At 68.6% G+C, this 23,735-nt stretch carries 21 protein-coding genes and 2 tRNA genes; 11 read left to right on the forward strand and 12 right to left on the reverse strand.

Annotated elements, in window-relative coordinates; genetic code table 11:
• Positions 1–88: 88 nt before the first annotated feature.
• The gene (locus tag KIH07_RS13985) at positions 89–931 is read right to left on the reverse strand and encodes an alpha/beta hydrolase (RefSeq protein ID WP_226492555.1); all 843 of its coding nucleotides are present in this window, start codon (positions 929–931) and stop codon (positions 89–91) included.
• Between the two features lie 98 nt (positions 932–1,029).
• Here KIH07_RS13985 and KIH07_RS13990 point away from each other — a divergent pair, with 98 nt between their 5' ends.
• Genes KIH07_RS13990 through KIH07_RS14000 form a run of 3 tightly spaced genes read left to right on the forward strand, consistent with a single transcriptional unit; the run spans position 1,030 to position 4,177 of the window.
• On the forward strand, positions 1,030–2,106 hold the full coding sequence (locus KIH07_RS13990) for an HlyD family secretion protein (protein ID WP_226492556.1): 1,077 nt from the start codon (positions 1,030–1,032) through the stop codon (positions 2,104–2,106).
• Positions 2,103–3,047, forward strand: a complete 945-nt coding sequence (locus KIH07_RS13995; protein ID WP_226492557.1) for an ABC transporter ATP-binding protein — start codon at positions 2,103–2,105, stop codon at positions 3,045–3,047. The genes KIH07_RS13990 and KIH07_RS13995 overlap by 4 nt, the downstream gene beginning before the upstream one ends.
• Complete coding sequence (locus tag KIH07_RS14000) at positions 3,044–4,177, forward strand: ABC transporter permease (protein WP_226492558.1); 1,134 nt, start codon at positions 3,044–3,046, stop codon at positions 4,175–4,177. The genes KIH07_RS13995 and KIH07_RS14000 overlap by 4 nt, the downstream gene beginning before the upstream one ends.
• A 1-nt stretch (position 4,178) precedes the next feature.
• On the opposite strand, the gene KIH07_RS14005 is transcribed toward KIH07_RS14000, so the two are convergent.
• Together KIH07_RS14005 and mutL are read right to left on the reverse strand one after the other, a co-directional pair.
• Entirely contained in the window at positions 4,179–4,856 is a 678-nt protein-coding gene (locus KIH07_RS14005; RefSeq protein WP_226492559.1) for a GNAT family N-acetyltransferase, read from the reverse strand.
• A gap of 19 nt (positions 4,857–4,875) precedes the next feature.
• Complete coding sequence (gene mutL / locus KIH07_RS14010) at positions 4,876–6,894, reverse strand: DNA mismatch repair endonuclease MutL (RefSeq protein ID WP_226492560.1); 2,019 nt, start codon at positions 6,892–6,894, stop codon at positions 4,876–4,878.
• A gap of 184 nt (positions 6,895–7,078) precedes the next feature.
• Between mutL and KIH07_RS14015 the strand changes: the two genes are divergently transcribed.
• A complete protein-coding gene (locus tag KIH07_RS14015) occupies positions 7,079–7,729 on the forward strand; it encodes a DedA family protein (RefSeq protein WP_226492561.1) in 651 nt (216 codons plus the stop codon).
• 36 nt (positions 7,730–7,765) lie between these two features.
• Here KIH07_RS14015 and KIH07_RS14020 read toward each other — a convergent pair whose 3' ends face one another.
• Both KIH07_RS14020 and tsaE read right to left on the reverse strand, forming a co-directional pair.
• Positions 7,766–9,196, reverse strand: a complete 1,431-nt coding sequence (locus tag KIH07_RS14020; RefSeq protein WP_226492562.1) for an N-acetylmuramoyl-L-alanine amidase — start codon at positions 9,194–9,196, stop codon at positions 7,766–7,768.
• A 61-nt stretch (positions 9,197–9,257) separates the two neighbouring features.
• A complete protein-coding gene (gene tsaE / locus KIH07_RS14025; protein WP_413465804.1) occupies positions 9,258–9,836 on the reverse strand; it encodes a tRNA (adenosine(37)-N6)-threonylcarbamoyltransferase complex ATPase subunit type 1 TsaE in 579 nt (192 codons plus the stop codon).
• Here tsaE and queG point away from each other — a divergent pair.
• A complete protein-coding gene (queG, locus tag KIH07_RS14030; protein ID WP_226492563.1) occupies positions 9,819–10,925 on the forward strand; it encodes a tRNA epoxyqueuosine(34) reductase QueG in 1,107 nt (368 codons plus the stop codon). The two genes, tsaE and queG, sit on opposite strands and share 18 nt — an antisense overlap.
• 14 nt (positions 10,926–10,939) lie before the next feature.
• Here queG and KIH07_RS14035 read toward each other — a convergent pair whose 3' ends face one another.
• A complete protein-coding gene (locus KIH07_RS14035; protein WP_226492564.1) occupies positions 10,940–11,389 on the reverse strand; it encodes a MarR family winged helix-turn-helix transcriptional regulator in 450 nt (149 codons plus the stop codon).
• A gap of 119 nt (positions 11,390–11,508) precedes the next feature.
• Here KIH07_RS14035 and KIH07_RS14040 point away from each other — a divergent pair, with 119 nt between their 5' ends.
• Positions 11,509–12,315, forward strand: a complete 807-nt coding sequence (locus KIH07_RS14040; RefSeq protein WP_226492565.1) for a siderophore-interacting protein — start codon at positions 11,509–11,511, stop codon at positions 12,313–12,315.
• Positions 12,316–12,352: 37 nt separating this feature from the next.
• Here KIH07_RS14040 and KIH07_RS14045 read toward each other — a convergent pair whose 3' ends face one another.
• A complete protein-coding gene (locus tag KIH07_RS14045; protein WP_226492566.1) occupies positions 12,353–13,924 on the reverse strand; it encodes an acyl-CoA synthetase in 1,572 nt (523 codons plus the stop codon).
• A gap of 140 nt (positions 13,925–14,064) precedes the next feature.
• On the opposite strand from KIH07_RS14045, the gene KIH07_RS14050 reads away from it, so the two are divergent.
• The 3 genes from KIH07_RS14050 to KIH07_RS14060 all read left to right on the forward strand — a co-directional run bounded on the left by KIH07_RS14050 (position 14,065) and on the right by KIH07_RS14060 (position 16,721).
• Positions 14,065–14,871, forward strand: a complete 807-nt coding sequence (locus tag KIH07_RS14050) for an MlaE family ABC transporter permease (RefSeq protein WP_226492567.1) — start codon at positions 14,065–14,067, stop codon at positions 14,869–14,871.
• A gap of 6 nt (positions 14,872–14,877) precedes the next feature.
• Entirely contained in the window at positions 14,878–15,891 is a 1,014-nt protein-coding gene (locus KIH07_RS14055; RefSeq protein WP_226492568.1) for a mammalian cell entry protein, read from the forward strand.
• A gap of 170 nt (positions 15,892–16,061) precedes the next feature.
• Complete coding sequence (locus KIH07_RS14060) at positions 16,062–16,721, forward strand: hypothetical protein (protein WP_226492569.1); 660 nt, start codon at positions 16,062–16,064, stop codon at positions 16,719–16,721.
• Positions 16,722–16,791: 70 nt separating this feature from the next.
• Here the strand turns inward: KIH07_RS14060 and KIH07_RS14065 are convergent.
• The 4 genes from KIH07_RS14065 to KIH07_RS14080 all read right to left on the reverse strand — a co-directional run bounded on the left by KIH07_RS14065 (position 16,792) and on the right by KIH07_RS14080 (position 18,819).
• A tRNA-Lys gene (locus KIH07_RS14065) sits at positions 16,792–16,867 on the reverse strand.
• Positions 16,868–16,874: 7 nt separating this feature from the next.
• Positions 16,875–16,950: transfer RNA gene (locus KIH07_RS14070), tRNA-Ala, on the reverse strand.
• A 118-nt stretch (positions 16,951–17,068) separates the two neighbouring features.
• Complete coding sequence (locus KIH07_RS14075) at positions 17,069–17,971, reverse strand: NAD(P)-dependent oxidoreductase (RefSeq protein ID WP_226492570.1); 903 nt, start codon at positions 17,969–17,971, stop codon at positions 17,069–17,071.
• Positions 17,972–18,099: 128 nt separating this feature from the next.
• Positions 18,100–18,819: a GntR family transcriptional regulator gene (locus tag KIH07_RS14080; protein ID WP_226492571.1), complete on the reverse strand. Its 720-nt coding sequence runs from the start codon at positions 18,817–18,819 to the stop codon at positions 18,100–18,102.
• 97 nt (positions 18,820–18,916) lie between these two features.
• On the opposite strand from KIH07_RS14080, the gene KIH07_RS14085 reads away from it, so the two are divergent.
• On the forward strand, positions 18,917–19,801 hold the full coding sequence (locus KIH07_RS14085) for an alpha/beta hydrolase (RefSeq protein WP_226492572.1): 885 nt from the start codon (positions 18,917–18,919) through the stop codon (positions 19,799–19,801).
• Between the two features lie 203 nt (positions 19,802–20,004).
• Here KIH07_RS14085 and KIH07_RS14090 read toward each other — a convergent pair whose 3' ends face one another.
• On the reverse strand, positions 20,005–20,973 hold the full coding sequence (locus tag KIH07_RS14090; protein ID WP_226492573.1) for a GMP reductase: 969 nt from the start codon (positions 20,971–20,973) through the stop codon (positions 20,005–20,007).
• A 245-nt stretch (positions 20,974–21,218) separates the two neighbouring features.
• On the opposite strand from KIH07_RS14090, the gene KIH07_RS14095 reads away from it, so the two are divergent.
• The gene (locus KIH07_RS14095; RefSeq protein ID WP_226492574.1) at positions 21,219–23,726 is read left to right on the forward strand and encodes a UvrD-helicase domain-containing protein; all 2,508 of its coding nucleotides are present in this window, start codon (positions 21,219–21,221) and stop codon (positions 23,724–23,726) included.
• Positions 23,727–23,735: the final 9 nt, after the last annotated feature.

Below are 23,735 nucleotides of genomic sequence, written 5' to 3' on the forward strand. Positions count from 1 at the left end.
AGCGCCACCCAGGGCACCGCCGGGCTGGCTCTGCCAGACGGCCAGTGCCGCCCCTTGGGGGGTGACGCGAAGCGGCGCGGGGGGTGTTCTATTTCAGGCCGAACAGCTCGCTCAGCGCCGCCCGGTACTGCGGCTGGCCCACCGAGTTGGTGTTGTGGTGCGAGCCGCCCTCCACCAGCACGAAGGCCTTGCGACCGGTGGCCGCTTCAAACAGGCGCCGCCCCAGTGCGGGCTGGATCAGCCGGTCGGCTCCGCCGTGCACCACCAGCAGCGGCGAGCCGATGGTGGGCACGCGCTTGACCGCTTCAAAGCGCTGGGTGATGAGCGGCCCCACCGGCAGCCAGCCCCACTTGAAGGTGCTGACCACGTCCGGGATCGAGGTGAAACTGCCTTCGACCAGGGTGCCCGCTTCGTTTTTCACCTGGGCCGCGAGCTCGATGGCGATGGCGCCGCCCAGCGAGTGGCCGAAGATGTAACGCGGCCGGTCCGGGTGGTGATGGCCCAGCCAGTCCCAGGCGGCGCGCGCGTCTTCGTAGGCCGTGGTTTCCGAGGGCAACCCCGGCGAGCTCTTGCCGAAGCCGCGGTAGTCGATGGCGAGCACCGAAAACCCCAGCTCCTGCATGCGGCGCGCCCGGAAGGCCGAGCCGGTCACGTTGAACCGAGCCCCGTGCAGGTAGAGCAGCACCGGGGCGTCCGGCCGGGTGCTGAAGTTGTCATGCGCCAGCCACAGGCCGTGCAGCTTCACCGGCTGGCCGGTTTCCGGTGACGGGAAGTGAATCCAGACATCGTCCATGCCCTCTGCGGCTTCGGTGCCGCGCGACCAGCTGAGGTCGGAAGGCTGGAAGATCCAGGCCCGCTGCCGCTGGTCGAGCGTGGCGCAGCCGGTGAGCAGAGCGACCGTGGCCAGCAGGAGGATCAGGAAACGTTTCATCGCAAGGAATGATGCGACCCACCGCGAAAAGTTCAAGGCAGAATGAACCCGGCCGGCGGAGCTCCCGCCCCGCCAGGCTCCTACCGGACGACCCGCCCATGACCGACAGCGTGTTCACCCACACCCTCCGCCGAAAAGCCCCGGTGGCCACCGTGTCCGAGGATGGCCACGCCATCGCCGCAGGGCTACAACCGCCGCCCGATGGACGGCGCGCCACCCGTCTGGCCGCGGTGCTGACCGTGGTCGCTGGGCTGCTGGCCTGCGGCGAGGCACCGCCCGCGGGCTGGTCGGGCTACGTCGAAGGCGACTATGTGCATGTGTCGTCCCCGTTGGGTGGGCGGCTCGACACGCTGGCCGTGCGGGCGGGGGACCGGGTCCGGCAGGGCGACGCCTTGTTCGCGCTCGACGCGCAGGCCGAACAGGCGGCGCAGGCCGAAGCCCAGGCCCGCCTGGCCGGCTCGCAGGCCCAGGCCGCCAACACCACCAAAGGCCGGCGCAGCGACGAGGTGGCGGTCACCCGCGCCCAGCTGGCGCAGGCCCGCGCCCAGGCAGCCTTGGCCCAGACCGCCTGGGCGCGCCAGCGCGATCTGGTGGCCAAGGGTTTTGTGTCGCAGGCCAGTCTGGACGCGGCCAAGGCCGCGCTCGACCAGGCGAACGCCCGGGTCGCCGAGCTGCAGGCCGCCCTGCGCGTGGCGGCCCTGCCGGCGCGCAGCGACGAGCGCGACGCCGCCCAGGCCCAGGCCGAAGCCGCGCGCCAGGCGCTGCGCCAGAGCGACTGGCGGCTGGCGCAGAAGCAGCAGCCCGCACCCGCCGATGCCCTGGTGGCCGAGGTTTTTTTCAGGGTCGGCGAAACCGTGGCGCCGGGGCAGCCGGTGCTGTCGCTGCTGCCGCCGGGCGGTGTGAAGGCCCGGTTCTACGTGCCCGAGACCGAGGTCGGCGCGCTCGCCACCGGCCAGTGGGTGGGCCTGCGCTGCGACGGTTGTGGCGAGCCGATTCCGGCGCGCATCGTCCGCATCGCCAGCGGCCCGGAATTCACGCCGCCGGTGATCTACTCCAACGCCCAGCGCGCCCGGCTGGTGTTTCTGGTGGAAGCGGCGCCTCGCCCGACCGACGCCAACCGCTTGCACCCCGGTCAGCCGCTGGACGTGACCCGGTTGGCGCAGGAGCCCCAGTGAACGCCCTCGCCATCGACGTGCGTGGCCTGACCAAGCGCTACGGCGGTCGCGCCGTGGTGGACGACGTGACTCTGCAGGTGGGGCAGGGCCGCATCTGCGGTTTCCTCGGGCCCAACGGCAGCGGCAAGACCACCACCATCCGCATGCTCTGCGGCCTGCTGCGCCCCGACGCGGGCGAGGGCCAGTGCCTGGGGCTGGACTTCCGCCGCGAGGCCGCCGCCATCAAGCGCCAGGTGGGCTACATGACGCAGAAGTTCGGCCTCTACGACGACCTCTCGATCCGCGAAAACCTGGACTTCGTGGCCCGTTTGTTCGAGCTGCCCACCCGCCGCGCGGCGGTGGACCTGGCGCTGGAGCGGCTGGGCCTGCAGGGCCGCCAGAGCCAGCTTGCCGGCACGCTCTCGGGCGGCTGGAAACAGCGCCTGGCGCTGGCCGCCTGCCTGATCCACGAACCGCGCCTGCTGCTGCTCGACGAACCCACGGCCGGCGTGGATCCCAAGGCCCGACGCGACTTCTGGGACCAGATCCACCAGCTGGCCGCGCAGGGCATCACGGTGCTGGTGTCCACCCACTACATGGACGAGGCCGCGCGCTGCCACGACCTGGTCTACATCGCCTACGGCAAGGTGCTCGCGCGTGGCAGCGAGCGCGAGATCGTCGACGCGGCGGGCCTGAGCGTCTGGGCACTCGAAGGCGCTGCCGACCCGGCCTTGAGTGAACGCTTGCGCGGATTGCCCGGGGTGCAGAACGTCGTCGCCTTTGGCACCACGTTGCATGTGGCCGGGCGCGACGCCGCGCTGCTGGCGCAGTCGCTCGGGACCCTGCAGGCTGAGGGCGGCTTGGTGTTGCACGAAACACGCGCCAATCTGGAAGACGTGTTCATCAGCCTGATCGACCAGGCGCAGGACAACTTCGGCCACAGCCAGGCGGGGCGCACATGAAATGGTTTTCGCCCGCGCGCACCTGGGCCGTGTTCATCAAGGAGTTCCAGCAGATGCTGCGCGACCGGCTCACCTTCGCCATGGCGGTGGGTGTGCCGGTGATGCAGCTGGTGCTGTTCGGTTACGCCATCAACACCGACCCCAAGGGCCTGCCCACGGCGGTGGTGGCGGCCGACGCCGGTCCGCTGGCGCGCAGCCTGGTGGCCTCGCTGCAGAACACTGGCTATTTCAAGCTGGTGCACCAGGGCACCAGCGAAGCCGAGGCCGATGCCCTGCTGGCGGCGGGCGAGGTGCAGTTCATGATCGTGATTCCCCCGGACTTTTCGCGCGATGTGGTGCGCGGCGAGCGCCCGGCGGTGCTGGTCTCGGTGGACGCCACCGACCCCTCGGCATCGGGCAACGCGATCGCCGCGCTCGGCGAGATGACGAACCTGGCCCTGCGCCACGATCTCACCGGCCCGCTGCGGTCGTTGCAGAAGGGCGCGGCGCCGTTTGAACTGCGAATCCACCGGCGCTACAACCCCGAGGGCCTGTCGCGCTACAACATCGTGCCCGGCCTGATCGGCACCATCCTCACCATGACCATGGTGATGCTGACCAGTCTGGCCATGACGCGCGAACGCGAGCGCGGCACGATGGAAAACCTGCTCGCCACGCCGGTGCGGCCGCTGGAGGTGATGGTGGGCAAGATCCTGCCCTACGTGGTGATCGGCTATGTGCAGCTGTGCGTGATCCTGGGCGCGGCCTGGCTGCTGTTCGAGGTGCCGATGGTGGGCAGTTTCGCGTTGCTCATGGCGATGATCGGCGTCTTCATGGTGGCGAATCTGGCGGTGGGCTTCACGTTTTCGACCATCGCGCGCAACCAGCTGCAGGCGATGCAGATGACCTTCTTTTTCTTTCTGCCCTCGATGCTGCTCTCGGGTTTCATGTTTCCGTTCCGCGGCATGCCGGTCTGGGCGCAATGGCTGGGCGAGGGCCTGCCGCTGACGCACTTCCTGCGCATCGTGCGCGGCATCATGCTCAAGGGTAACCAGGCGCCGCAGCTCTGGGCCGATCTCTGGCCCATGCTGCTGTTTCTGGCGGTGGCCGGCGCCGTGGCGCTCAAACGCTACCGCCAGACCCTGGACTGACTCAGGCCAGCGCAATGACGCGCACCACCGATTCGCGGTGGGTGCGAAAACCCATGCGCTGGTACAGGCCCAGGGCGCCGGTGTTGGCGCTCATCACGTGCAGGAACGGGGTTTCTCCGCGTGCGAGCTGGCGCGCGATCAGTTTGAGCATCAGCCGCCGCGCCAGTCCGCGGCCCTGAAAGTCCGGGTGGGTGCAGACACCACTGACCTCGCGCAGCGTTTCGGCCTGACAACGTTCCCCGGCCATGGCCATGAGCCGCTCACCGTCGAACAGGCCGAAGTATTCGCCGAGCTCAATGGTGCGCGGGCCGAACGGCCCGGGTCGGGTGAGCTCGGCCAGGGCCAGCACCTGGTCCAGGTGCTCCGGACCGATGGGCCGTGCCTCGGGGGCTTCGTCCCGCACCGGGGTTTCGCCGGCCCAGATCATTTTGTGCATGGTGGCCTCGGCCTCCACCACCCAGCCCGCGGGCGCCGGGCCCGACCAGCCGTCGCAGTAGAAATGTTCGTCGGGGCCGCAGTGCGGCGCCAGGGCATCCAGATCGGGCTGCGCCGGGTTGGCGAAGCCGACGATGGGTGAGAAGCCCGCAGCGTATCGGCGCGCGCCGCCCGAGCCGACGGCCCAGCAGGCCTGCGGGCCGGTCAGGCTGTGCCAGAAGATGTTGTCGAGCAGGTGCACCATGGTGGTCGACTCCCCTGGGTCAGCGTCCGCGCAGGAACAACGCGTCCAACTCTTTCATGCCGACCTGGCGCCAGGTCGGGCGGCCGTGGTTGCACTGGTCGGAGCGCTCGGTGACTTCCATCTGGCGCAGGAGCGCGTTCATTTCGTCGATGGTCAGGCGGCGGTTGGCGCGCACCGCGCCGTGGCAGGCCATGGTGGCCAGCAGCTGATTGCGCGCGCGTTGCACCACGGTGGAGGCGTCGTGCTGGCTCAGCTCGGCGAGCACGCTGCGCGCGAGCTCCACCGGGTCGCCCTGGGCCAGCGTGGTGGGCACGGCGCGCACCGCGAGCGTCTTTGGCGAAAACGGCACCACTTCCAGCCCCAGCATGGCCAGCACCACGCCGCTGTCTTCGGCGGTGGCCACTTCTTCGGGCGTGGCGGCGAAGGTGGCCGGGATCAGCAGTGGCTGGCTGGCCAGTTGCTCGTTGTCCATCTGCTGCTTGAGGCGTTCGTAGACGATGCGCTCGTGCGCGGCGTGCATGTCCACCACCACCAGGCCTTGCGCGTTTTCGGCCAGGATGTAGACGCCCTGCAGCTGCGCGATGGCGCGGCCCAGCGGCCAGTCGCCTTCGGGCAGGGGGCGGGCTGTCGCGAGGGCAACGCCCGCCTCGGCCCGAACGGAAGCCGTGTTGGCCAGCGTGGCATCCGGGGAGGTCGCCCATCCCTCCGTTCGGGCCGAGGCGGTCGTTGCCCCTTCGGAAGCACCGCCCCACAAAGCCCCGAGATCGCTCACCCGCTGGCCGATGGTGTCGGGCGGTGTGTAGCGCTGGAACGGCAAGGCGTTCTGCGCCGTGCCCCAGGTGGATGGCAGGCGCTCGGGCGCGCTCCAGGCCGCACCGGGCGGCATCGTCGAAGCCGCATCGGAAGGTGTCTCGCCGGGCATGAGCGTGGTTTGCGCCGCCACAGCCGCGGCCGAACGCGGCGCGGCCAGCGCGGCCTCCACCGCGTGGCGCACGGCCTGGTGCACCTCGCGGCTGTCGCGGAAGCGCACCTCGATCTTGGTTGGGTGCACGTTCACGTCCACCCGCGTCGGGTCCAGGCTCACGCAGAGAGCGTAGACCGGCTGGCGGTGGCCGTGCAGCACGTCTTCGTAGGCGCTGCGCGCGGCGTGGCCGATCACCTTGTCGCGCACGAAACGGCCGTTCACGTAGGCGTATTGCCAGTCGCTGCGCGAGCGCGCCGCGTCGGGCACGCCGGCAAAGCCCCAGACGCGAAGGCGCTGCACGCCATCGGCCAGGGCCGTTTCGCCGGGCACGGCGTCGGCCGGCCAGTTGACCGCCACCGCCTGTTGAATGAAGTCTTCGCCCAGCACGTCGGCCAGGCGCTGGCGCAACGCGTCCAGCATGCCGCCACCGGCAAGGTCGGCCACCACAGCGCGCCACTGCGCCACCAGCTTGCCGTCGTGCCAGATCGCAAAACCCACCTCGGGCCGCGCCAGCGCGTGGCGGCGCACCGCCTCGATGCAGTGGGCCAGTTCGGTGGCGTCGGTCTTCAGGAACTTGCGCCGCGCCGGCGTGGCGAAAAAGAGTTCGCGCACCTCCACCGTGGTACCGGGGTTGCGCGCGGTGGGTTGCAGCTCGCCGCTGCGGCCATCGAGCAGCCAGCCGTGCGGTTCGTCTCCGCTGTCCACGCGCGTGAGCACCGAGACTTCGGCGATGGAGCAGATGGCGGCCAGCGCCTCGCCGCGGAAACCCATGGTGCCCACGGATTCCAGGTCGGAGAGGCTGGCGATCTTGCTGGTGGCGTGGCGCTTGAGCGCGGTGGGCAGCTCGGTGCGGTGGATGCCCCAGCCGTTGTCTTCCACGCTGATGAGCCGCACGCCGCCGGCCTGCAGGCGCACGGTGATCTGGGTGGCGCCCGCGTCCAGCGCGTTGTCCACCAGCTCGCGCACCACCGAGGCGGGGCGTTCGACCACCTCGCCGGCCGCGATCTGGCTGACCAGTTCGTCGGGCAGTTCGAGGATCGGGCGGCGGGTGGAGGGGGGGAGGGCGGCGTTCACCGGCAAATTGTAGGCCGCGGGGATAATGCGGGTTTCCCCCTGCGCCGTTGCGCGGCTTCCCCCGAGGGGGATCACACCCGTGCCCGTCCAGAGCCCGTCGAAGGGCGGTTCCACGGTGTGGGCTGGCAGGGGCCTCTCCTTTCCGGCTCCTCGCGCCGATCCGTCCACCATCGCACTCACATTTATGGAACTTGTCACGTTCTTGATCGACTTCATCCTGCACGTGGACCAGCACCTGCAGGCCTTCGTGCAAGCCTACGGCGCCTGGGTCTACGCGCTGCTGTTTCTCATCATCTTCGTGGAGACGGGGTTGGTGGTCATGCCCTTTCTGCCGGGCGACTCGCTGCTGTTCATCGTGGGCGCGCTCTGCGGCGCGGGCCTGATCGACTACCCGCTGGCCGCCGGCCTGATGCTGGCGGCGGCCATCCTGGGCGACCAGACCAACTACAGCATCGGGCGCTACTTTGGCCCGAAGGTGTTCCAGTGGGAGAACTCGCGCTTCTTCAACAAGAATGCCTTCAACCAGGCACACGCGTTCTACGAGCGCTACGGCGGCGTGACCATCATCCTGGCGCGCTTCATGCCCTTCATCCGCACCTTCGCCCCCTTCGTGGCGGGCGTGGCCGAGATGACGCGCAGCAAGTTCACCGCCTACAACGTGGTCGGCGGCTCAATCTGGGTGATCGGCCTGACCGCCGCCGGTTACTTCTTCGGCAACCTGGCCTGGGTGCAGGCCAACCTGTCCAAGATCATCTGGGCGCTGATCTTCGTGCCGGGGCTGATCGCGATCTTTGGTGGCTGGCGTGCGGCCCGGGCTGAAAAGGCAGAGGTATAGCCCACCCGAGCCGCAGGCGGCGCAGGGGTGGGCCATTCAAATCTGCCGGGTTTTCGCCAGCGGCGGATTGGCGCCGAAGTATTTGACGATGCCCTTGAGCAGGGCGTCGGCCAGATCGCTCTGGTAGCGCTCGCTGCGCAGGCGCTGCTCTTCCTGCGGGTTGCTGATGAAGGCGGTCTCCACCAGCACGCTGGGGATGTTGGGCGCCTTGAGCACCGCGAACCCGGCCTGTTCCACATGGGGCTTGTGCAACTTGCCCACCCGGCCCACCTCGCCCAGCATGGCGCTGCCCAGTTTGAGGCTGTCCTTGATCTGCGCCGTGGTGCTCATGTCGAGCAGGGCACGCTGCACCGTGGCGTCCGCGGCCTTGACGTTGATGCCGCCCACCAGGTCGGCGGCGTTTTCCTTGTTGGCCATCCAGCGCGCGGCGGCGCTGCTGGCGCCTTTGGTGCTGAGCGCAAACACGCTCGCGCCCTGGGGCTGGGGCGTCATGAAGGCGTCGGCGTGGATGCTGATGAACAGGTCGGCCTGGACCCGCTGGGCCTTTTGCACCCGCACGTGCAACGGCACGAAGAAGTCGGCATCGCGGGTGAGGTAGGCGCGCATGGGGTTGCCGTTGACGCGGGTGGCGTTGATGCGGTCGCGCAGGCGCTGGGCGACCCGCAGCACCACGTCTTTTTCGCGCGTGCCGCCCGGGCCGATGGCGCCAGGGTCTTCGCCGCCGTGGCCGGGGTCGAGCGCCACGATGATCAGGCGCTCGGTGGCGTCGGGTTTGCTGGCCGTGGCGCGTTCGGGGGGCGCGGGCTTGGGCCGCGGACCGGTGGCCGGTGGCCGGGCCGTCACGGGGGAATCGACCGCCGCGCGTTCGTGTTGCGCGATCAGCTCGCCCAGCGGATCGGCGGCGGAGCCGTCACCGTCACCGCCCGAGGGTGGGTCGGGTTCCATTCCCAGCCCCAGCAGTTGGGCAGCGCGCGCGCTGGCCTCGTCCAGCTCTTTCATGCGCTGGCTGATGAGTTCTTCCAGGGGATCGCGGGTGACCACCGGGTACAGGTCGAGCACCAGCCGGTGCCGGTAGGCCGCCACCGGTTCCAGCTGGAACACCTGGGGTTTGATGGCCTGTTTCAGATCGACCGTCAGGCGCACGAGGTTCGCACCGCTCTGCGAGACGCGAATGCCCGCGATGTTGGGGTCGTCGGACTTGAGCTTGCCGACCAGCTCGCGCAGACCCTCCACCAGATCGATGCCTTCGATGTCGACCGACAGGCGCGGCGGGTGGCTCACCGTGGTCTGGCGGGCCTTGAGCGCGCCGTCGGACTCGATGGTCACGCGCGTGTAGTCTTCCGCGGGCCAGATGCGAACCGCGAGCACGCTGGCGCCACGCGCGATGTGCTGCGTGCCCAGCAGCAGCACCAGCGAGCCGGCCTGCAGCAGCCAGCGGCGGTTGGGGTGGTCGGGCGCGGTGCTCACTGGACGACCCTCCGTGCTGCGCACTGCGGGGCTGAACGCCTTCGGAGCGGCCGGGCGGCGCTCATGCCTGCAGCGCGGCCAGCAGATGGCGGCCCGCGGGGGTGAAGGCGGTGAACGTGACGCGGCGCGCGGCGTCGGCGTCGTCGGCTCGTGTGTCGGGGCTCATGGGTTCTGGCTCAATGTGGATGTCGGCATCAATGCTGGGCAGGGTGTCGGCCGCGCGCTCGGGCCATTCCACGAGCTTGAGGCCGGGGCTGGCGAAAAGTTCGCGAAACCCCGCGTCTTCCCACTCGCGGGGATCGCTGAAGCGGTAGAAATCGAAGTGCCAGATGTGCAGCACCTCGCCCTCGGGCATGAGCGCGCAGCTGGTGCTGCTGTGCGGTTCCACCACCGCGTAGGTCGGGCTCTTGATGCGCCCGTTCACGCCCAGGGCGCGCAGCAGGTGGCGCACGAAGGTGGTCTTGCCCGCGCCCAGGTCGCCGTGCAGGGTGAGCGTGGCGTGGGCGATGGCGGGGCACTCGGCCAGGCGCAGGGCAAAGGCCCGGGTGTCGTCTTCATGGGCCCAGTGTCCGTGCCAGCGCGGGGCGCCCGCATCCGCGCCCGTTCCTACAATGGGTGCAACATGAAGTCCGGTTTTGATGCTGCTCAACTCGTCTCACAGATACAGGCCTGGGGCCGGGAGCTCGCATTTTCCCAAATTGGGGTCGCTGGTGTCGATCTTTCTGCGGCCGAGCCCGGTTTGAAGGCCTGGCTGGCCGCCGGGTTTCACGGCGACATGGGTTACATGGCCAGCCACGGCCTCAAGCGTGCACGCCCGGCCGAGCTGGTGCCGGGCACGGTGAGCGTGGTCACTGCGCGCATGGACTACCTGCCGCGCGACACGCCCGACGACTGGCCGAGCCGGGAACTGGCCCGGCTGCAGCGACCCGGCGAAGCGGTGGTGTCGGTCTACGCGCGGGGGCGGGACTACCACAAGGTGTTGCGAAACCGTCTACAGAAACTGGCCGAGCGCATCGCCCAGGCCGTGGGGCCGCTGGGCCACCGCGTGTTCACCGACTCGGCCCCGGTGCTCGAAGCCGAACTGGCCAGCCGCAGTGGCCAGGGCTGGCGTGGCAAACACACGCTGGTGCTCAGCCGTGAAGCGGGGTCCATGTTTTTCCTGGGTGAGATCTATCTGGACATTGCCCTGCCGCCGAGCGAGCCCGTGAGCCCGCACTGCGGCAGCTGCAGCGCCTGCATCGAGGTGTGTCCGACCCAGGCCATTCTCGGCCCGCACCGGCTGGACGCGCGCCGCTGCATTTCTTACCTGACGATCGAACACGCCGGCGCCATCCCCGAAGACCTGCGCCCGCTGATGGGCAACCGCATCTACGGCTGCGACGACTGCCAGTTGGTCTGTCCGTGGAACAAGTTCGCGCAGCGCAGCCCGCTGCCCGACTTCGACGAACGCGAGGGCCTGAGTGGGGCGACGCTGATCGAGCTGTTTGCCTGGACAGAAGACGAGTTCCTGCGCCGCACCGAAGGCAGCCCGATCCGGCGCATTGGGCACGAGCGCTGGTTGCGCAACATCGCGGTGGCGATGGGCAATGCGCTGCGGGCGGACCCCGATGCCAGCACCCGGCAGGCCCTGCGCGCCGCGCTGCAATCGAAGGCCGCGGACGCCAGCGCGCTGGTGCGCGAACACGTGGCCTGGGCGCTGCGCCAGGCCAGCGGCGGCGACGCCTTCTGAGGCCGCCCCCTCGCTCAGGGCTTTTCGACGTTGGCCTGCATGCGTTCGAGCTGAGCCTGCAAGGCGGCGAGTTCGGCGGCATCGAAGCCGCGCGTGAGCGCCTGTTCAAACCGCATGCGGTGTTGCTGCATCCGGCGGTGCATGGTGTGGCCCTCGGGGGTGAGCCGCAGCCGCTGGCAGCGACCATCTTGCGGGTCGGGTGCACTTTCCAGCAGGCCGCGTTCGTGCAGCGTCTTGACGATGCGGGCGATCTGGGCCTTGTCGCGCCCAGAGTGGAGCACCAGCTCGCGCTGGCTGCTGCCTTCGTGGCGCGCCAGGAAGTTCAGCGCGCGCGCTTCCATGAGTGCCAGCCCGTCGCCGTCGTCGCGCACCGCCTCGTGCATGTGGCGGTGAAAAAAGGTCACCAGACTGTGCAGGCGCTCCAGCACCTCGGACTTTGCGGGAGAGGGTTTGGTGGGGGTCATATGGTTGACGGTATCATCTAATTAATCCAGAATGGTTGTATCTATCAACCAATGAATCGACTGTACACCAGGACCTCTCGGCCTTGCGAGGCGGGTGCCATAGCCTGTTCCATACCCTCATGACCACAGACCACACCACCCATTCCCTGGCCGTTCAGCGCCTGCGCCATCCCCTGAAAGTGCGCCGTGTGCAGGTGCAGCAGGTCCACAGGCTCAGCCCGCACCTGGTGCGCGTGCGCTTTGCCGGTGAAGACCTGCGCGATTTCCACAGCGCCTCGTTCGATGACCACGTCAAGCTCATGCTGCCCGCCGATCCGGATGGCCCGCTGGTGTTGCCCGAGCTCGGCCCCGACGGCCCGGTGCTGCCGCCGGACGTTGCGCGTCCGGTCATGCGCGACTACACGCCCCGCCACTTCGATCCGCTGGCGGGTGTGCTCGACATCGAATTCGCCTTGCACGGCGAAGGCCATGCCGCCTCGTGGGCCGCGCAGGCGCGGGTGGGCCAGCAGGCCGGCGTGGGGGGGCCGCGCGGCTCTTTCGTGGTGCCGTTGGGTTTCGACTGGCACCTGCTGGTGGGCGACGAAACCGCCTTGCCCGCCATCGCCCGGCGGCTGGAGGCACTGCCGGCGGGCAGTCGGGCCATCGTGATCGCCGAGACGGCCGACCCCGCCGATCGCCGCGAGCTGCAAACCTCGGCGGCCCTACAGCTGCGCTGGCTCACCGAGGGTGTCGATGGCGGACTGGCCGCGGCGGTGGGCGAGCTGCGCCTGCCCGCTGGCGAGGGCTATGCCTGGGCCGCCGGGGAAGCGACCGAGATGGCCGCAACACGCCGCGTGCTGGTGGAGCAGCATGGGCTGGCCAAGGAGCGCCTGCGCGCCGCAGCCTATTGGAAACGCGGGGCCTCGGCCCACCACGAGAACCTGTGATTCTGGAGACGGCAGCGGCCCGTCCAGCTTGTTGTTCTCAGGCTGCGTGGCGTTGGCGCAGCTCGCGTTTGAGCAACTTGCCACTTGGGTTCTTCGGCAGGCTGTCGGTGAACACGACGCGCTTCGGGCATTTGAAGCTGGCCATGTGTGCGTTGCAATGCGCCACGACCTCGTCTTCGGTCAGCGCCTGACCGGCCTTGACCACGATCACCGCCGTCACCGCCTCGACCCACTTCGGGTCGGGCAGGCCGATCACCGCCACCTCGCTCACCGCGCGCAGGCGGTAGATCATTTCTTCCACCTCGCGGCTGGCCACGTTTTCGCCGCCGGTCTTGATCATGTCCTTCTTGCGGTCCACGACGGTGATGAAGCCTTCGCTGTCGATCATGGCGAGGTCGCCGCTGTGGAACCAGTCACCCTCGAAGCTGGCGGCGGTGCGCTCGGGGTCGTTGAAATAGCCGAGCATCAGGTGGGGCGAGCGGTGCACGATCTCGCCGACCTCGCCCGCGGCCACGTCCTGCATGGCGTCGTTGACCACCCGGGTCTCCACGTTGAGCACCGCCTTGCCGCAGGAGCCGGGTTTGCGCAACTGGTCGTCCGGGCCGAGCATGGTGGCCAGCGGCGCGATCTCGGTCTGGCCGTACAGGTTCCACAGCCGCACGGCCGGCAGGCGTGTGGCCAGTTCCTTCAACACTTCGACCGGCATGATGGACGCGCCGTAGTAGCCCTTGGCCAGGCTGCCCAGCTTGTTGGCGTCGAACAGCGGCGAACGCAGCAGCGCGATCCACACGGTGGGCGGGGCGAAGAAGCTCGTGATTTGCAGCCTCTCAATCAGTGCGAGCAGGTTGTCCGGCGTGGGCTTGCTGGTGATGACGTTGCTGCTGCCGATGTAGATGGCCGGACCGAAGAACACGTCGAGCTGCGCGCAGTGGTACAGCGGCAGGGCGTGCAAGGCGCGGTCGGCCTCGGCGATCTCGGCGTTGATCACGCAGCTCACGTACTGCCACAGCACGGCGTCGTGCGTGAGCATGGCGCCTTTGGGGCTCGACTCTGTGCCGCTGGTGTAGACGATCTGGGCCAGATCCAGACTGCCCAGCGCCACCTCGGGCAGGGTATCGGTGCAGGCGGCGAGTTCGTCGAAGTGGTGCATGCCATCCGCGGGCTCGCTCGGGTCTTCGCTGGGCAGCCAGATGAACTGTTGCACCTGCGTCTCCAACGCCGAGGCCTCGCGCGCCAGCCCGGCCAGGCCGCTGTCGGTGGCCAGTGTCCGGGCGCCGGCGTGTCGCAGGATGTAGGCCACCTCATCGGCCTTGAGCATGAAGTTGATCGGCACCAGCACCGCGCCGCGGCGGGCCAATGCGAAGCGCAGCGCCGCGAAGCCGTGCGAGTTGCGCGCCAGCACGGCCACCTTGTCGCCTTCACCCACGCCGATGCGGTGCAGGCCGGCGGCCAGGCGGCTGACCAGGGCGTTGAACTCGGCGTAGGTCCATTGCGTGCTGCCGCAGACGACGGCGGTCTTGCCGGGCAGGCGGGCGGCGGTGCGGTGCAGGGCGTCGGCGATGGTCTGGCGGCGAACCACCGGGGCGATGGGCAAGGCAAGGGACGACATGCGGAAAACTCCTGTTACAGCGAGGCCCGCCAAGCGGGGCAAGATGCCCGATTGAAAACCAGTGAACGCTTTTTGCCATGGGCGTTTACACCACCCCCAGCGCTGCCTGCTGCACAGGTGCGGGGACTATCATCCCAGCCATGAATCCCGCCTCATCCACGCAAAACGCCTTGTACCGCTGGGGTCGGCAACTGGTCGCTTCGGTGCTGACCTGGTGGCATGTGCTGTTGCTGGGGGCGCAGATCATGGTGCTCGCGCTCCTGCCGTCGAGCTATCAGGCCGGGGCGCAGCGCCTGGCCGTGCTGCGCAATATCTACCTCGCCACCGCGCCACTGCTGACCTGGTTTCTGGTGCTCTCGGCGCTCATCAGCCTGGTGCTGATCCGCATCGTGGTGGCCACCGCCTACAGCTATGGCCTGTCGCAGTACGCGCTGGAGGTGCTGGTGCGCACCCTGGTGCTCGAACTCATTCCCCTGTACGCCGCGATGTTCGTGGCGGTGCGCTACGCCATGCCCGGCGCGCAGGCCGTGCGGCGCACCCTGTCGCGCCAGCTGCGCGAAGGCGTGGTGCGCGATCACCAGGAGTTGCTGCGCACCGAGCTGCTGCCGCGCGCCCTGGCCAGCCTGTTTTCGGTGTTGCTGCTGGCCGCGCTGAGCTGTGTGATCGCCATCGTGCTGACCTACCTGAACGTGTACGGCTTTTCCCACTGGGCGCTGCCCGCGTACGCGCGCAGTGTGGGCAGCGTGTTCTCGCCCGCCGTGACGCTGATCTTCTGCCTCAAGACCTTCTTCTTCAGCCTGGCCGTGGCCGTCGTGCCCATGGCCGGCAGCGCCGCCCGCGATCGTGACGGTGGCTACGGCTACCGCAGCGACATCACCGAATTCGCGCGGCTGCTCTCGGTGGTCGTGCTCATCGAAGTGGCCTCGCTGGTCGGCAACTACTATTGACACCCCATGAACCCGACACCCACGCCTCCCCCCCCCGACCAGCCGCCGCCGGTGAAGAACCTGGAGCTCAAGGCGGTCATCCTGTTGTTGCTCATGCTGGCGTTGGTGGTGGGCTCGGCGCTGTATGTGATGTACGCGCGCGGCATGTTCGAGCGCACGCAGCGGCTGGTGCTGGTGTCCGACGACTCCGAGGGGGTGGTGGTCGGCATGGACATGACCTTCGCGGGCTTCGCGATCGGCCGCATCTCGCGCATCGAACTCGCCGACGATGGCAACGTGCACTTCCTTGTCGACGTGCCGAGCAAGGACGCGCGCTGGCTGCGCACCTCCAGCATCTTCACCATGGAACGCAGCCTGGTGGGCGGTACCCGCATCCGGGCCTACAGCGGCATGCTGGAAGACCCCCCGCTCGAAGACGGCGCGGTGCGCCAGGTGCTGCGCGGCGACGCGGCGGCCGAAATCCCCAAGCTCACCGCCTCCGTTCGCGAACTGCTGGACAACCTGACCGCGTTGACCCAGTCCGACGCGGCGCTGGCGCAGAGCCTGACCAACGTGCGGAGCGTGACCGAGCAGCTCAAGGGCCCACAGGGCGCCCTGGGCGTGTTGCTGGGCAACGAGGCCGACGCCAAGAAGCTTCTGCTCGCCATCGACCGCGCCAACGCGCTGCTGGCACGCTCCGATACCTTGGTCCAGCGGCTCGACAGCCTGGTGGCCAATGCCGACCGGCAGGTCTTTGGCCAGGGCGGCGGGCCCGGCGGGCAGGGTGGTCTGGTCAACGACGCACGCGCCACCGTGCAGCAGCTCAACGGCCTGCTCACCGATGCCCGTGGCAGCCTGACAAAGGTGGACGCCCTGCTGGTGGAGGCCCAGGGCATTGCCAGCAACACCAAAGAGGCGACGACCGATCTGGGCGCGCTGCGCAGCGAGGTGGACGCCAGTTTGCGCAAGGTGGACGCGCTGATGAACGACATCAACCGGAAATGGCCGTTTGCCCGCGAGACGGAGATCAAGCTGCCATGACGATGCACACCCCCGTTGCTTGCTCGCTGCGCGTAGCCGCATCCCCCTTCAAGGGGGCAACACCTGTGGCCCGGCGGAGCCGGTTCCACGGTGTTCCCGGGTTCGGGCACTTCGCGCCGGATGGCGCCCTTGCCGCATCTCCATGGCAACGGATCGCTCGCTGGGCCGTTGTGGTCCTGGGGCTGGCGCTGGCGGCCTGCGGCAACAACCCGCCCGCGCCCGACTGGCAGATGAATGCCAAGGGCAGCAGCGAGCGTGCTGCCAACGCCTGGCTCGGGGGCAACAACCGGGTGGAAGCAGCGGAGTTCGCGCGTGCGCGCAGCGAGCTCGCGCGCACGGGGCGGGCCGACCTGCTGGCGCGCATCGAGCTGTTGCGCTGTGCCACGCGTGTGGCGGCGCTCGAATTCGAGCCTTGCACCGGGTTTGACGCGCTGGCCGCCGATGTCGCGCCGGCCGAACAGGCCTATGCGCGTTACCTGGCGGGCGGTGCCACGGCGGCCGACGTGCGCCTGCTGCCCCCGGCCCATCAGGCGGTGGCGCAGGTGGTCAACGCGCCCGATGCTGCGCTGGCCTCAATCGAAGAACCCTTGTCGCGTCTGGTGGCCGCCGGTGTGCTGTTCAAACGGGGCGTGGCCACACCCGGCGTGATCGCCCAGGCGGTGGACACGGCCTCGGCACAGGGTTGGCGCAGGCCCTTGCTGGCCTGGCTGAAGGTGCAGCAGCAGCGCGCACAGGCCGGTGGTGCGGCGGACGAGGCGGCGCGGATTCAGCGGCGCATTGAGCTGGTGCTGGAGACCGGTGCCGCCACGGTGCCCGCGCCGGCGAAGTGACGCGGGCGCGTCCAGCGCCGCCCATGAAAAAGCCGGGCAGATGGTGACACCTGTCCGGCTTCCTGCATGTTGGTGGGGGCAGTAGGATTCGAACCTACGACCTACTGATTAAGAGTCAGCTGCTCTACCAACTGAGCTATACCCCCTGGGCGATGGTGGAGACGAGGAGGATCGAACTCCCGACCTTCGCATTGCGAACGCGACGCTCTCCCAGCTGAGCTACGTCCCCAGAAGCCGCAGATTGTAGCAGCCCTTTGCGGGGCTTCCGGCCGGTACAAGGTGGCTGGCTCGCCATTTTTGAGGCGATGCGAACGGCGCCACCGTCGGCCGGCTGGCCGGCCGAGCGATCACGCCATGCCGTTGCGGCTGGCGAGCTCCACGAACAGGGCCGAGTGGTCCAGGTCGGCCAGACCGTGGTCGGCGGCCTGCGCGAACAGCTGTTCGAACAGCGCGGTGATCGGGGCTTCAAAGCCGATCTCGCGCGCCGTGGTCATCGCGTTGCGCATGTCCTTCAGTTGCACCGAGATGGCGCCGCGTTTGGCGAAATCGCGTTCGACCATGCGCTGGCCGTGCACCTGCAGGATGCGGCTATCGGCAAAACCACCGGTGATGGCCTGCCGGACCTTGGCCATGTCGGCGCCGCCTTTCTCACACAGCAGCAGCGCTTCGGCCACCGCGCCGATGGTGATGCCCACGATCATCTGGTTGGCGAGTTTGGCGAGCTGGCCCGAGCCGTGCGGCCCCACGTGGGTGGGGCGTCCCAGGTGCTCGAAGACGGGTCGGGCACGCTCGAAGTCCGCCGGTTTGCCGCCCGCCATGATGGCCAGCGTGGCCTGTTCGGCGCCCACCGTACCGCCGGACACCGGTGCGTCCAGATGCTGTACACCAATGGCGGCGAGCCGGGCCGCGTGGTCGCGCGCCTGGCGCGGCTGGATCGACGACATGTCCACCATCAGCGTGCCGGGGCGCAGTCCATCGGTGGTGCCCTGCCGGAACAGCACGTCTTCGACCACCTTGCCGTCTTCGAGCAGGGTGATCACCAGATCGGCCTGCGCCACCGCCAGCGCCGGGGTGTCGCAGACCTGGGCGCCAAAGGGCCGCAGGCGTTCGGCCTTGGCGGGCGAGCGGTTCCAGGCGCTCACCTGGTAACCGGCCTCGCACAGCCGGCGGGCGATGGGCCAGCCCATCATGCCGATGCCGAGCACGGCGATGTTCTGAACAGGGGAGGGGGTTAGGGTGTCTGGGGTCACGGAAGAAAAAGGGTGAAAGGGAGCATCGGGCCCCCGGGAAAAATTGTAGGTGGCGCTGCCGGTGCGACAGCGCCGTCAGGGCAAAAAAAGCGGGTTCCAGGCCAGGCCCGGAACCCGCACCAAGTGGTTCATCGAACCACGGAGTTGTCGGGTGCCACGGCGGCGCCGGTGTGGGCGTCCATCTGTGCTTCCAGATGGGCGCTGGCCTGACCGCTGTGTTGGCGCATCAGGGTTTCGGCGCGCTCGGCGTCGCCGGAGGCCACCGCCTGCGCCATGGCCTCGTGTTCGTCCCACACCGATGCGCGCAGGCTCGACGATTGCAGGGCCTCGCCCATGGCGCGGCGGATGTGGTGCCAGTGCAGCAGGGCGCTCTGTTCGATCAACGGGTTTTGCGAGGCCTGGTACAGCGCGCGGTGAAAGGCCAGGTCGGCGTCGATCATGGCCTTGATGTCGCCGGAGCGCACCGCGTCGCGCCCCTGCGCAAGCAGAGCGGGGTCGATGCGGGTGCGCCGGGCCGCCGCCAGCCGGACCGCCAGCGCATCCAGCGCGCCGCGCACTTCGTAGACATGGGCGATCCATTGCGCATCGAGCGGGGCCACCTGCAGACCACGGCTGCGGCCGCCCGGCCCGCCAGCGACCGGCGCGTCCTGCACAAAGCCGTCTTTCTTCAGCAGGCGCAGGGCCTGCATGACCGGCTGGCGCGACACCGCCAATTGCTCGGCCAGTTCTTCCTGGGTGATGCGCTGCCCAGGCGCGAGCGAGCCTTCGCTGATGGCATCGAGCAGCGCGCGGTACACCTGATCGGCCAGATCCGGGGTGGTTTCAAGCTGGAGCAGCTGGGCTGTCATGGGATGGTATTTTTGATGAATTCTGTACTCTGTATTCAGAATACACGAAACGGGCGACCCTGTCACAACACACCCCTGCATGACACAATCCGCCAACATGAAAGCACCCGCCCAACCCGATCCCGCCTGGCTCGACAGCCAGTACAACAACCGGGCGCTGGTGCCCGAACACGCCCGGCATTTCGAGCGCTGGGCCAGCGAATCGCAGGCGGCGCGCCAGCAGCTCGACGGCATGCTGGATGTGGCCTACGGCCACGGCGCTGGCGAGACGCTCGACCTGTTTCCCGCGCCGCGCCCGCACAACGCGCCACCCGCGCCGGTGCTGGTGTTCATCCACGGGGGGTACTGGCGCAGCCTGGACAAGGCCGACCACTCGTTTCTCGCCCCGGCTTTCGTGAAGCAAGGCGCCTGCGTGGTGGTGCCGAACTACGCGCTGTGCCCGGCGGTGGGCATACCCGACATCGCGCTGCAGATGGTCGGCCTGCTGGCCTGGGTGTACCGCAACATCGCCGTGCATGGCGGTGACCCGCACCGCATCACGGTGGCGGGCCATTCGGCCGGCGGGCAACTGGCGGCCCTGCTGCTGGCTTGCCGCTGGCGGGACGTGGGGGCCGACCTGCCCGACGCGCTGGTGAAAAACGCGCTGTCCATTTCGGGGCTGTACGACCTGGAGCCGCTGCGCCACACCCCGTTCCTGCGCGACTCGCTGCGGCTGACCCCGGCGCAGGTGAAAAAAGTCAGTCCGGCGCTGCTGCCGGCACCCCCCGTGCGCGAAGGCCGGGGCCTGCTGTACACCGTGACCGGCGGTGACGAAAGCAGCGAGTTCCTGCGCCACAACCGGATGATCCAGGAGGCCTGGGGCAACGACGTGGTGCCGGTGTGCGAAACCCTGCCGGGGCTGAACCACTTCAGCGTGCTCGAAGCGCTGGTACAGCCCGGGCACCGGCTGAACCAACTGGCGCTGGAGCTGCTGGAGGGGTAGGACCACCCCCGCGCCGCCTGCGGCGTCACCCCCTCAAGGGGGCGATGCGAGTGGCCCGGCGGAGCCGGTTCCACCGCATCCTCGGGTCAAGACACGTCACGCCGGAGGGGAAGTTGGTCCCAGGGCACTGCGGAACCGGCTTTGCCGGGCCGCCAGTGCCGCCCCCTTGAGGGGGTGACGCCGCAGGCGGCGCGGGGGTGGGCCTACATCACATTTGCGTTGTCTCCGCCCAGGATCACGTAGTTCACCTTGCGGATGTCCATCAGCTTGGTGCCGCCCGAATAGCTGATCGAGCTCTGCACGTCCTGTTCCATCTCAATCAGCGTGTCGGCCAGCTTGCCCTTGATCGGCTCCAGGATGCGCTTGCCTTCGACGTGCCGGTACTCGCCCTTGTTGAAGTCGCTGGCCGAGCCGTAGTACTCCTTGTAGAGCTCGCCGTCGACCTCGACCGTTTTTCCGGGCGACTCTTCGTGCCCGGCGAACAGCGAGCCGATCATGACCATGGAGGCCCCGAAGCGCACGCTCTTGGCGATGTCGCCGTGGCTGCGGATGCCGCCGTCGGCGATGATGGGTTTGGTCGCCACGCGAGAGCACCACTTGAGCGCGCTGAGTTGCCAGCCGCCGGTGCCAAAACCGGTCTTGAGCTTGGTGATGCAGACCTTGCCCGGGCCCACGCCCACCTTGGTGGCGTCCGCGCCCCAGTTTTCCAGGTCGATCACCGCCTCGGGCGTGGCCACGTTGCCGGCGATCACGAAGCTGGCGGGCAGTTTGTCCTTGATGTGGCGGATCATGTCGCGCACGCTGTCGGCGTGGCCGTGCGCGATGTCGATGGTGATGTACTCCGGCACCAGCCCCTCGGCGGCCAGCGTGTCCACGGTCGCGCGGTCGGCGGCCTTCACACCCAGCGAGATCGAGGCGTAGACGCCCGCGGTGCGCATGTCGCGCACGAACCGCACGTTGTCCAGATCGAAGCGGTGCATCACGTAGAAGTAGCCGTTCTGCGCCATCCAGAGGCTGATGCTCTCGTCCACCACCGTCTTCATGTTGGCCGGCACCACCGGCAGGCGGAACCGGAGCCCGCCCAGCTCCACGCTGGCGTCGCACTCCGAGCGGCTCTCCACGCGGCACTTGCGCGGCAGCAGCAGGATGTTGTCGTAGTCGAATATCTCCATAAAACCAGGCTCCAGGAAACTGTTGTGGATGAACAGGGAGAGCGCTTGGCTTGGGTCCGGCTTTCGGTTCGGCGGGAAGCCATCCGGCCAAAAAGAAACCGGGCGCAAGAATCTTGGGCCCGGTGATTGATTCTAGGCGCTCCGGTGCGGGTCGAACAGGGTGCCGGCCGGGCCGGGGGCTTATAGAGGTCATACGGCCGGACGTATGGACCCGGCGTGGCGCCGTGGCTTCCTACAATCGAACCATGCTGTTTGAAGAACCCGTTGCCTCCTCCCCGCTGCTCGCGGGCCTCAATGCCGAACAGGGTGCGGCCGTCACCTTGCCGGCCGAGCATGCGCTCATCCTGGCCGGTGCCGGCTCGGGCAAGACGCGCGTGCTCACCACGCGCATCGCCTGGCTGCTGCAGACCGGCCAGGTGACGCCCGGTGGCGTGCTGGCCGTGACCTTCACCAACAAGGCCGCCAAGGAGATGATGACGCGGCTCTCCAGCATGCTGCCCATCAACGTGCGCGGCATGTGGATCGGCACTTTCCACGGCCTGTGCAACCGCTTCCTGCGCGCGCACCACAAGCTGGCCAACCTGCCGCAGACCTTCCAGATCCTGGACACGCAGGACCAGCTCTCGGCCATCAAGCGGCTGTGCAAGCAGTTCAACGTGGACGACGAGCGTTATCCACCGAAACAGCTGCAGTACTTCATCAGCGGCTGCAAGGAAGACGGCCAGCGGCCGATGGACGTGGTCGCGCGCGACGAAGAGACGCGCAAGAAGGTGGAGCTGTACGCGCTGTACGAAGAGCAGTGCCAGCGCGAAGGCGTGGTGGATTTTGGCGAGCTGATGCTGCGCAGCTACGAAGTGCTGCGCGACAACGACCCGGTGCGCGAACACTACCAGCGCCGTTTCCGCCACATCCTGATCGACGAGTTCCAGGACACCAACCGCCTGCAGTACGCCTGGATCAAGATGTTCAGCACGCCACCGCTCGAAGGCCTCACGCCTTCGGGCAACGCGGTGTTCGCGGTCGGCGACGACGACCAGAGCATCTACGCCTTCCGTGGCGCGCGCGTGGGCAACATGGCCGACTTCGTGCGTGAGTTCCGGGTGCAGCACCAGATCAAGCTGGAGCAGAACTACCGCAGCGTCAGCAACATCCTGGACTCGGCCAACCAGCTCATCAGCCACAACAGCAACCGCCTGGGCAAGAACCTGCGCACCGACGCGGGCGCGGGCGAGCCGGTGCGCGTGTTCGAGGCCACCAGCGATTTCGCCGAGGCGCAGTGGATCGTGGACGAGATGAAGCAGCTCGCGCGCGAGGACATGCCCAAGAGCGAAATGGCCGTGCTCTACCGCAGCAACGCGCAGAGCCGCGTGGTGGAAACCGCGCTGTTCAACGCCGGCATGCCCTACCGCGTGTACGGCGGGCTGCGCTTCTTCGAGCGCGCCGAAATCAAGCACGCGCTGGCCTACCTGCGCCTGCTGGAAAACGCGAACGACGACACCAGCTTCCTGCGCGTGGTGAACTTCCCGCCGCGCGGCATCGGGGCGCGCAGCATCGAGCAGCTGCAAGACGTGGCGCGCACCAGCGGCTGTTCGCTGCACGACGCGGTGAGCGCCGTGACGGGCCGGGCCGGCGCGGCCATCGGCGGCTTCGTGGCCAAGCTCGATGTGCTGCGCGAGCGCTCGGTGGGCATGACGCTGTCCGAGATCATCGAGCTGGTGCTGGACCACAGCGGCCTGGTGGAGCACTACCGCGCCGAGCGCGAAGGGCAGGACCGGGTGGAAAACCTGGAGGAACTGGTGAGCGCCGCCAAGAGCTTTGTCGGCATCGAGGGCTTTGGCCGCGACGCGGTGGCGCGCACGGTGGATGCGCAGGGGCGGCCACTGACGCAGAGCCCGGTGAGCCAGGGGCTGGAGCCGGGGGAGCCCTCACCCCAACCCTCTCCCGCTAGCGGGAGAGGGAGTGAATCGCCCCCTCTCCCGCTGGCGGGAGAGGGAGGAGGTGAGGGTCTTCCCGCCCCCGACGCCGACACCGGCGAAACCATGAGCCCGCTCGCGGCCTTCCTCACACACGCCGCGCTCGAATCCGGCGACAACCAGGCCCAGGCCGGGCAGGACGCGGTGCAGCTCATGACGGTGCACGCGGCCAAGGGCCTGGAGTTCGACTGTGTGTTCATCACCGGCATGGAAGAGGGGCTGTTCCCGCACGAGAACTCCATGAGCGACCGCGACGGGCTGGAAGAAGAACGCCGCCTGATGTACGTGGCGATCACGCGCGCGCGCAAGCGCCTGTACCTCAGCCATTCGCAGACGCGCATGTTGCACGGCCAGACGCGTTACAACCTCAAGAGCCGCTTCTTTGAAGAGCTTCCCGAGAGCTGCCTGAAATGGCTCACGCCGCAGCAGCCGGCCTGGAGCGGTGCTGGCGCGGGATCGGGCGGCGGTGGTTGGCAGGGCGGTCGCGGTGGCTACGGCACGCGCGGTGCCGGTGCACCCGCCGTGCTGCAGCCCGCGTGGTCACCCGGCTGGGCCTCGGGCAGCGACCCCAAAGGCCTGGGGGGCAAGAGCAACCCCGAGCCCGACCGCGGCACCGACATCAAGGCCGGCATGAAGGTGTTCCACAACAAGTTTGGCGAAGGCAAGGTGCTGGCGCTGGAAGGCGCGGGCGCCGAAGCGCGGGCCCAGGTGAATTTCTCGCGGCACGGCGTGAAGTGGCTGGCGCTGTCGGTGGCCAAGCTCACGCCGGTGGACGACTGAGCTTCGCGC

It is taken from the genome of Hydrogenophaga taeniospiralis (genome assembly GCF_020510445.1).
In the GTDB taxonomy this organism is placed as follows: Bacteria; Pseudomonadota; Gammaproteobacteria; order Burkholderiales; family Burkholderiaceae_C; genus Hydrogenophaga.

Excerpts from the sequence above, each read along its gene's own strand:
- KIH07_RS13985 (WP_226492555.1), bottom strand. The coding sequence starts at position 931 with ATGAAACGTTTCCTGATCCTCCTGCTGGCCACGGTCGCTCTGCTCACC.
- KIH07_RS13990 (WP_226492556.1), top strand. The coding sequence starts at position 1,030 with ATGACCGACAGCGTGTTCACCCACACCCTCCGCCGAAAAGCCCCGGTG.
- KIH07_RS14000 (WP_226492558.1), top strand. The coding sequence starts at position 3,044 with ATGAAATGGTTTTCGCCCGCGCGCACCTGGGCCGTGTTCATCAAGGAG.
- KIH07_RS14005 (WP_226492559.1), bottom strand. The coding sequence starts at position 4,856 with ATGGTGCACCTGCTCGACAACATCTTCTGGCACAGCCTGACCGGCCCG.
- KIH07_RS14015 (WP_226492561.1), top strand. The coding sequence starts at position 7,079 with ATGGAACTTGTCACGTTCTTGATCGACTTCATCCTGCACGTGGACCAG.
- queG (WP_226492563.1), top strand. The coding sequence starts at position 9,819 with ATGAAGTCCGGTTTTGATGCTGCTCAACTCGTCTCACAGATACAGGCC.
- KIH07_RS14035 (WP_226492564.1), bottom strand. The coding sequence starts at position 11,389 with ATGACCCCCACCAAACCCTCTCCCGCAAAGTCCGAGGTGCTGGAGCGC.
- KIH07_RS14040 (WP_226492565.1), top strand. The coding sequence starts at position 11,509 with ATGACCACAGACCACACCACCCATTCCCTGGCCGTTCAGCGCCTGCGC.
- KIH07_RS14045 (WP_226492566.1), bottom strand. The coding sequence starts at position 13,924 with ATGTCGTCCCTTGCCTTGCCCATCGCCCCGGTGGTTCGCCGCCAGACC.
- KIH07_RS14050 (WP_226492567.1), top strand. The coding sequence starts at position 14,065 with ATGAATCCCGCCTCATCCACGCAAAACGCCTTGTACCGCTGGGGTCGG.
- KIH07_RS14055 (WP_226492568.1), top strand. The coding sequence starts at position 14,878 with ATGAACCCGACACCCACGCCTCCCCCCCCCGACCAGCCGCCGCCGGTG.
- KIH07_RS14080 (WP_226492571.1), bottom strand. The coding sequence starts at position 18,819 with ATGACAGCCCAGCTGCTCCAGCTTGAAACCACCCCGGATCTGGCCGAT.
- KIH07_RS14085 (WP_226492572.1), top strand. The coding sequence starts at position 18,917 with ATGAAAGCACCCGCCCAACCCGATCCCGCCTGGCTCGACAGCCAGTAC.
- KIH07_RS14090 (WP_226492573.1), bottom strand. The coding sequence starts at position 20,973 with ATGGAGATATTCGACTACGACAACATCCTGCTGCTGCCGCGCAAGTGC.
- KIH07_RS14095 (WP_226492574.1), top strand. The coding sequence starts at position 21,219 with ATGCTGTTTGAAGAACCCGTTGCCTCCTCCCCGCTGCTCGCGGGCCTC.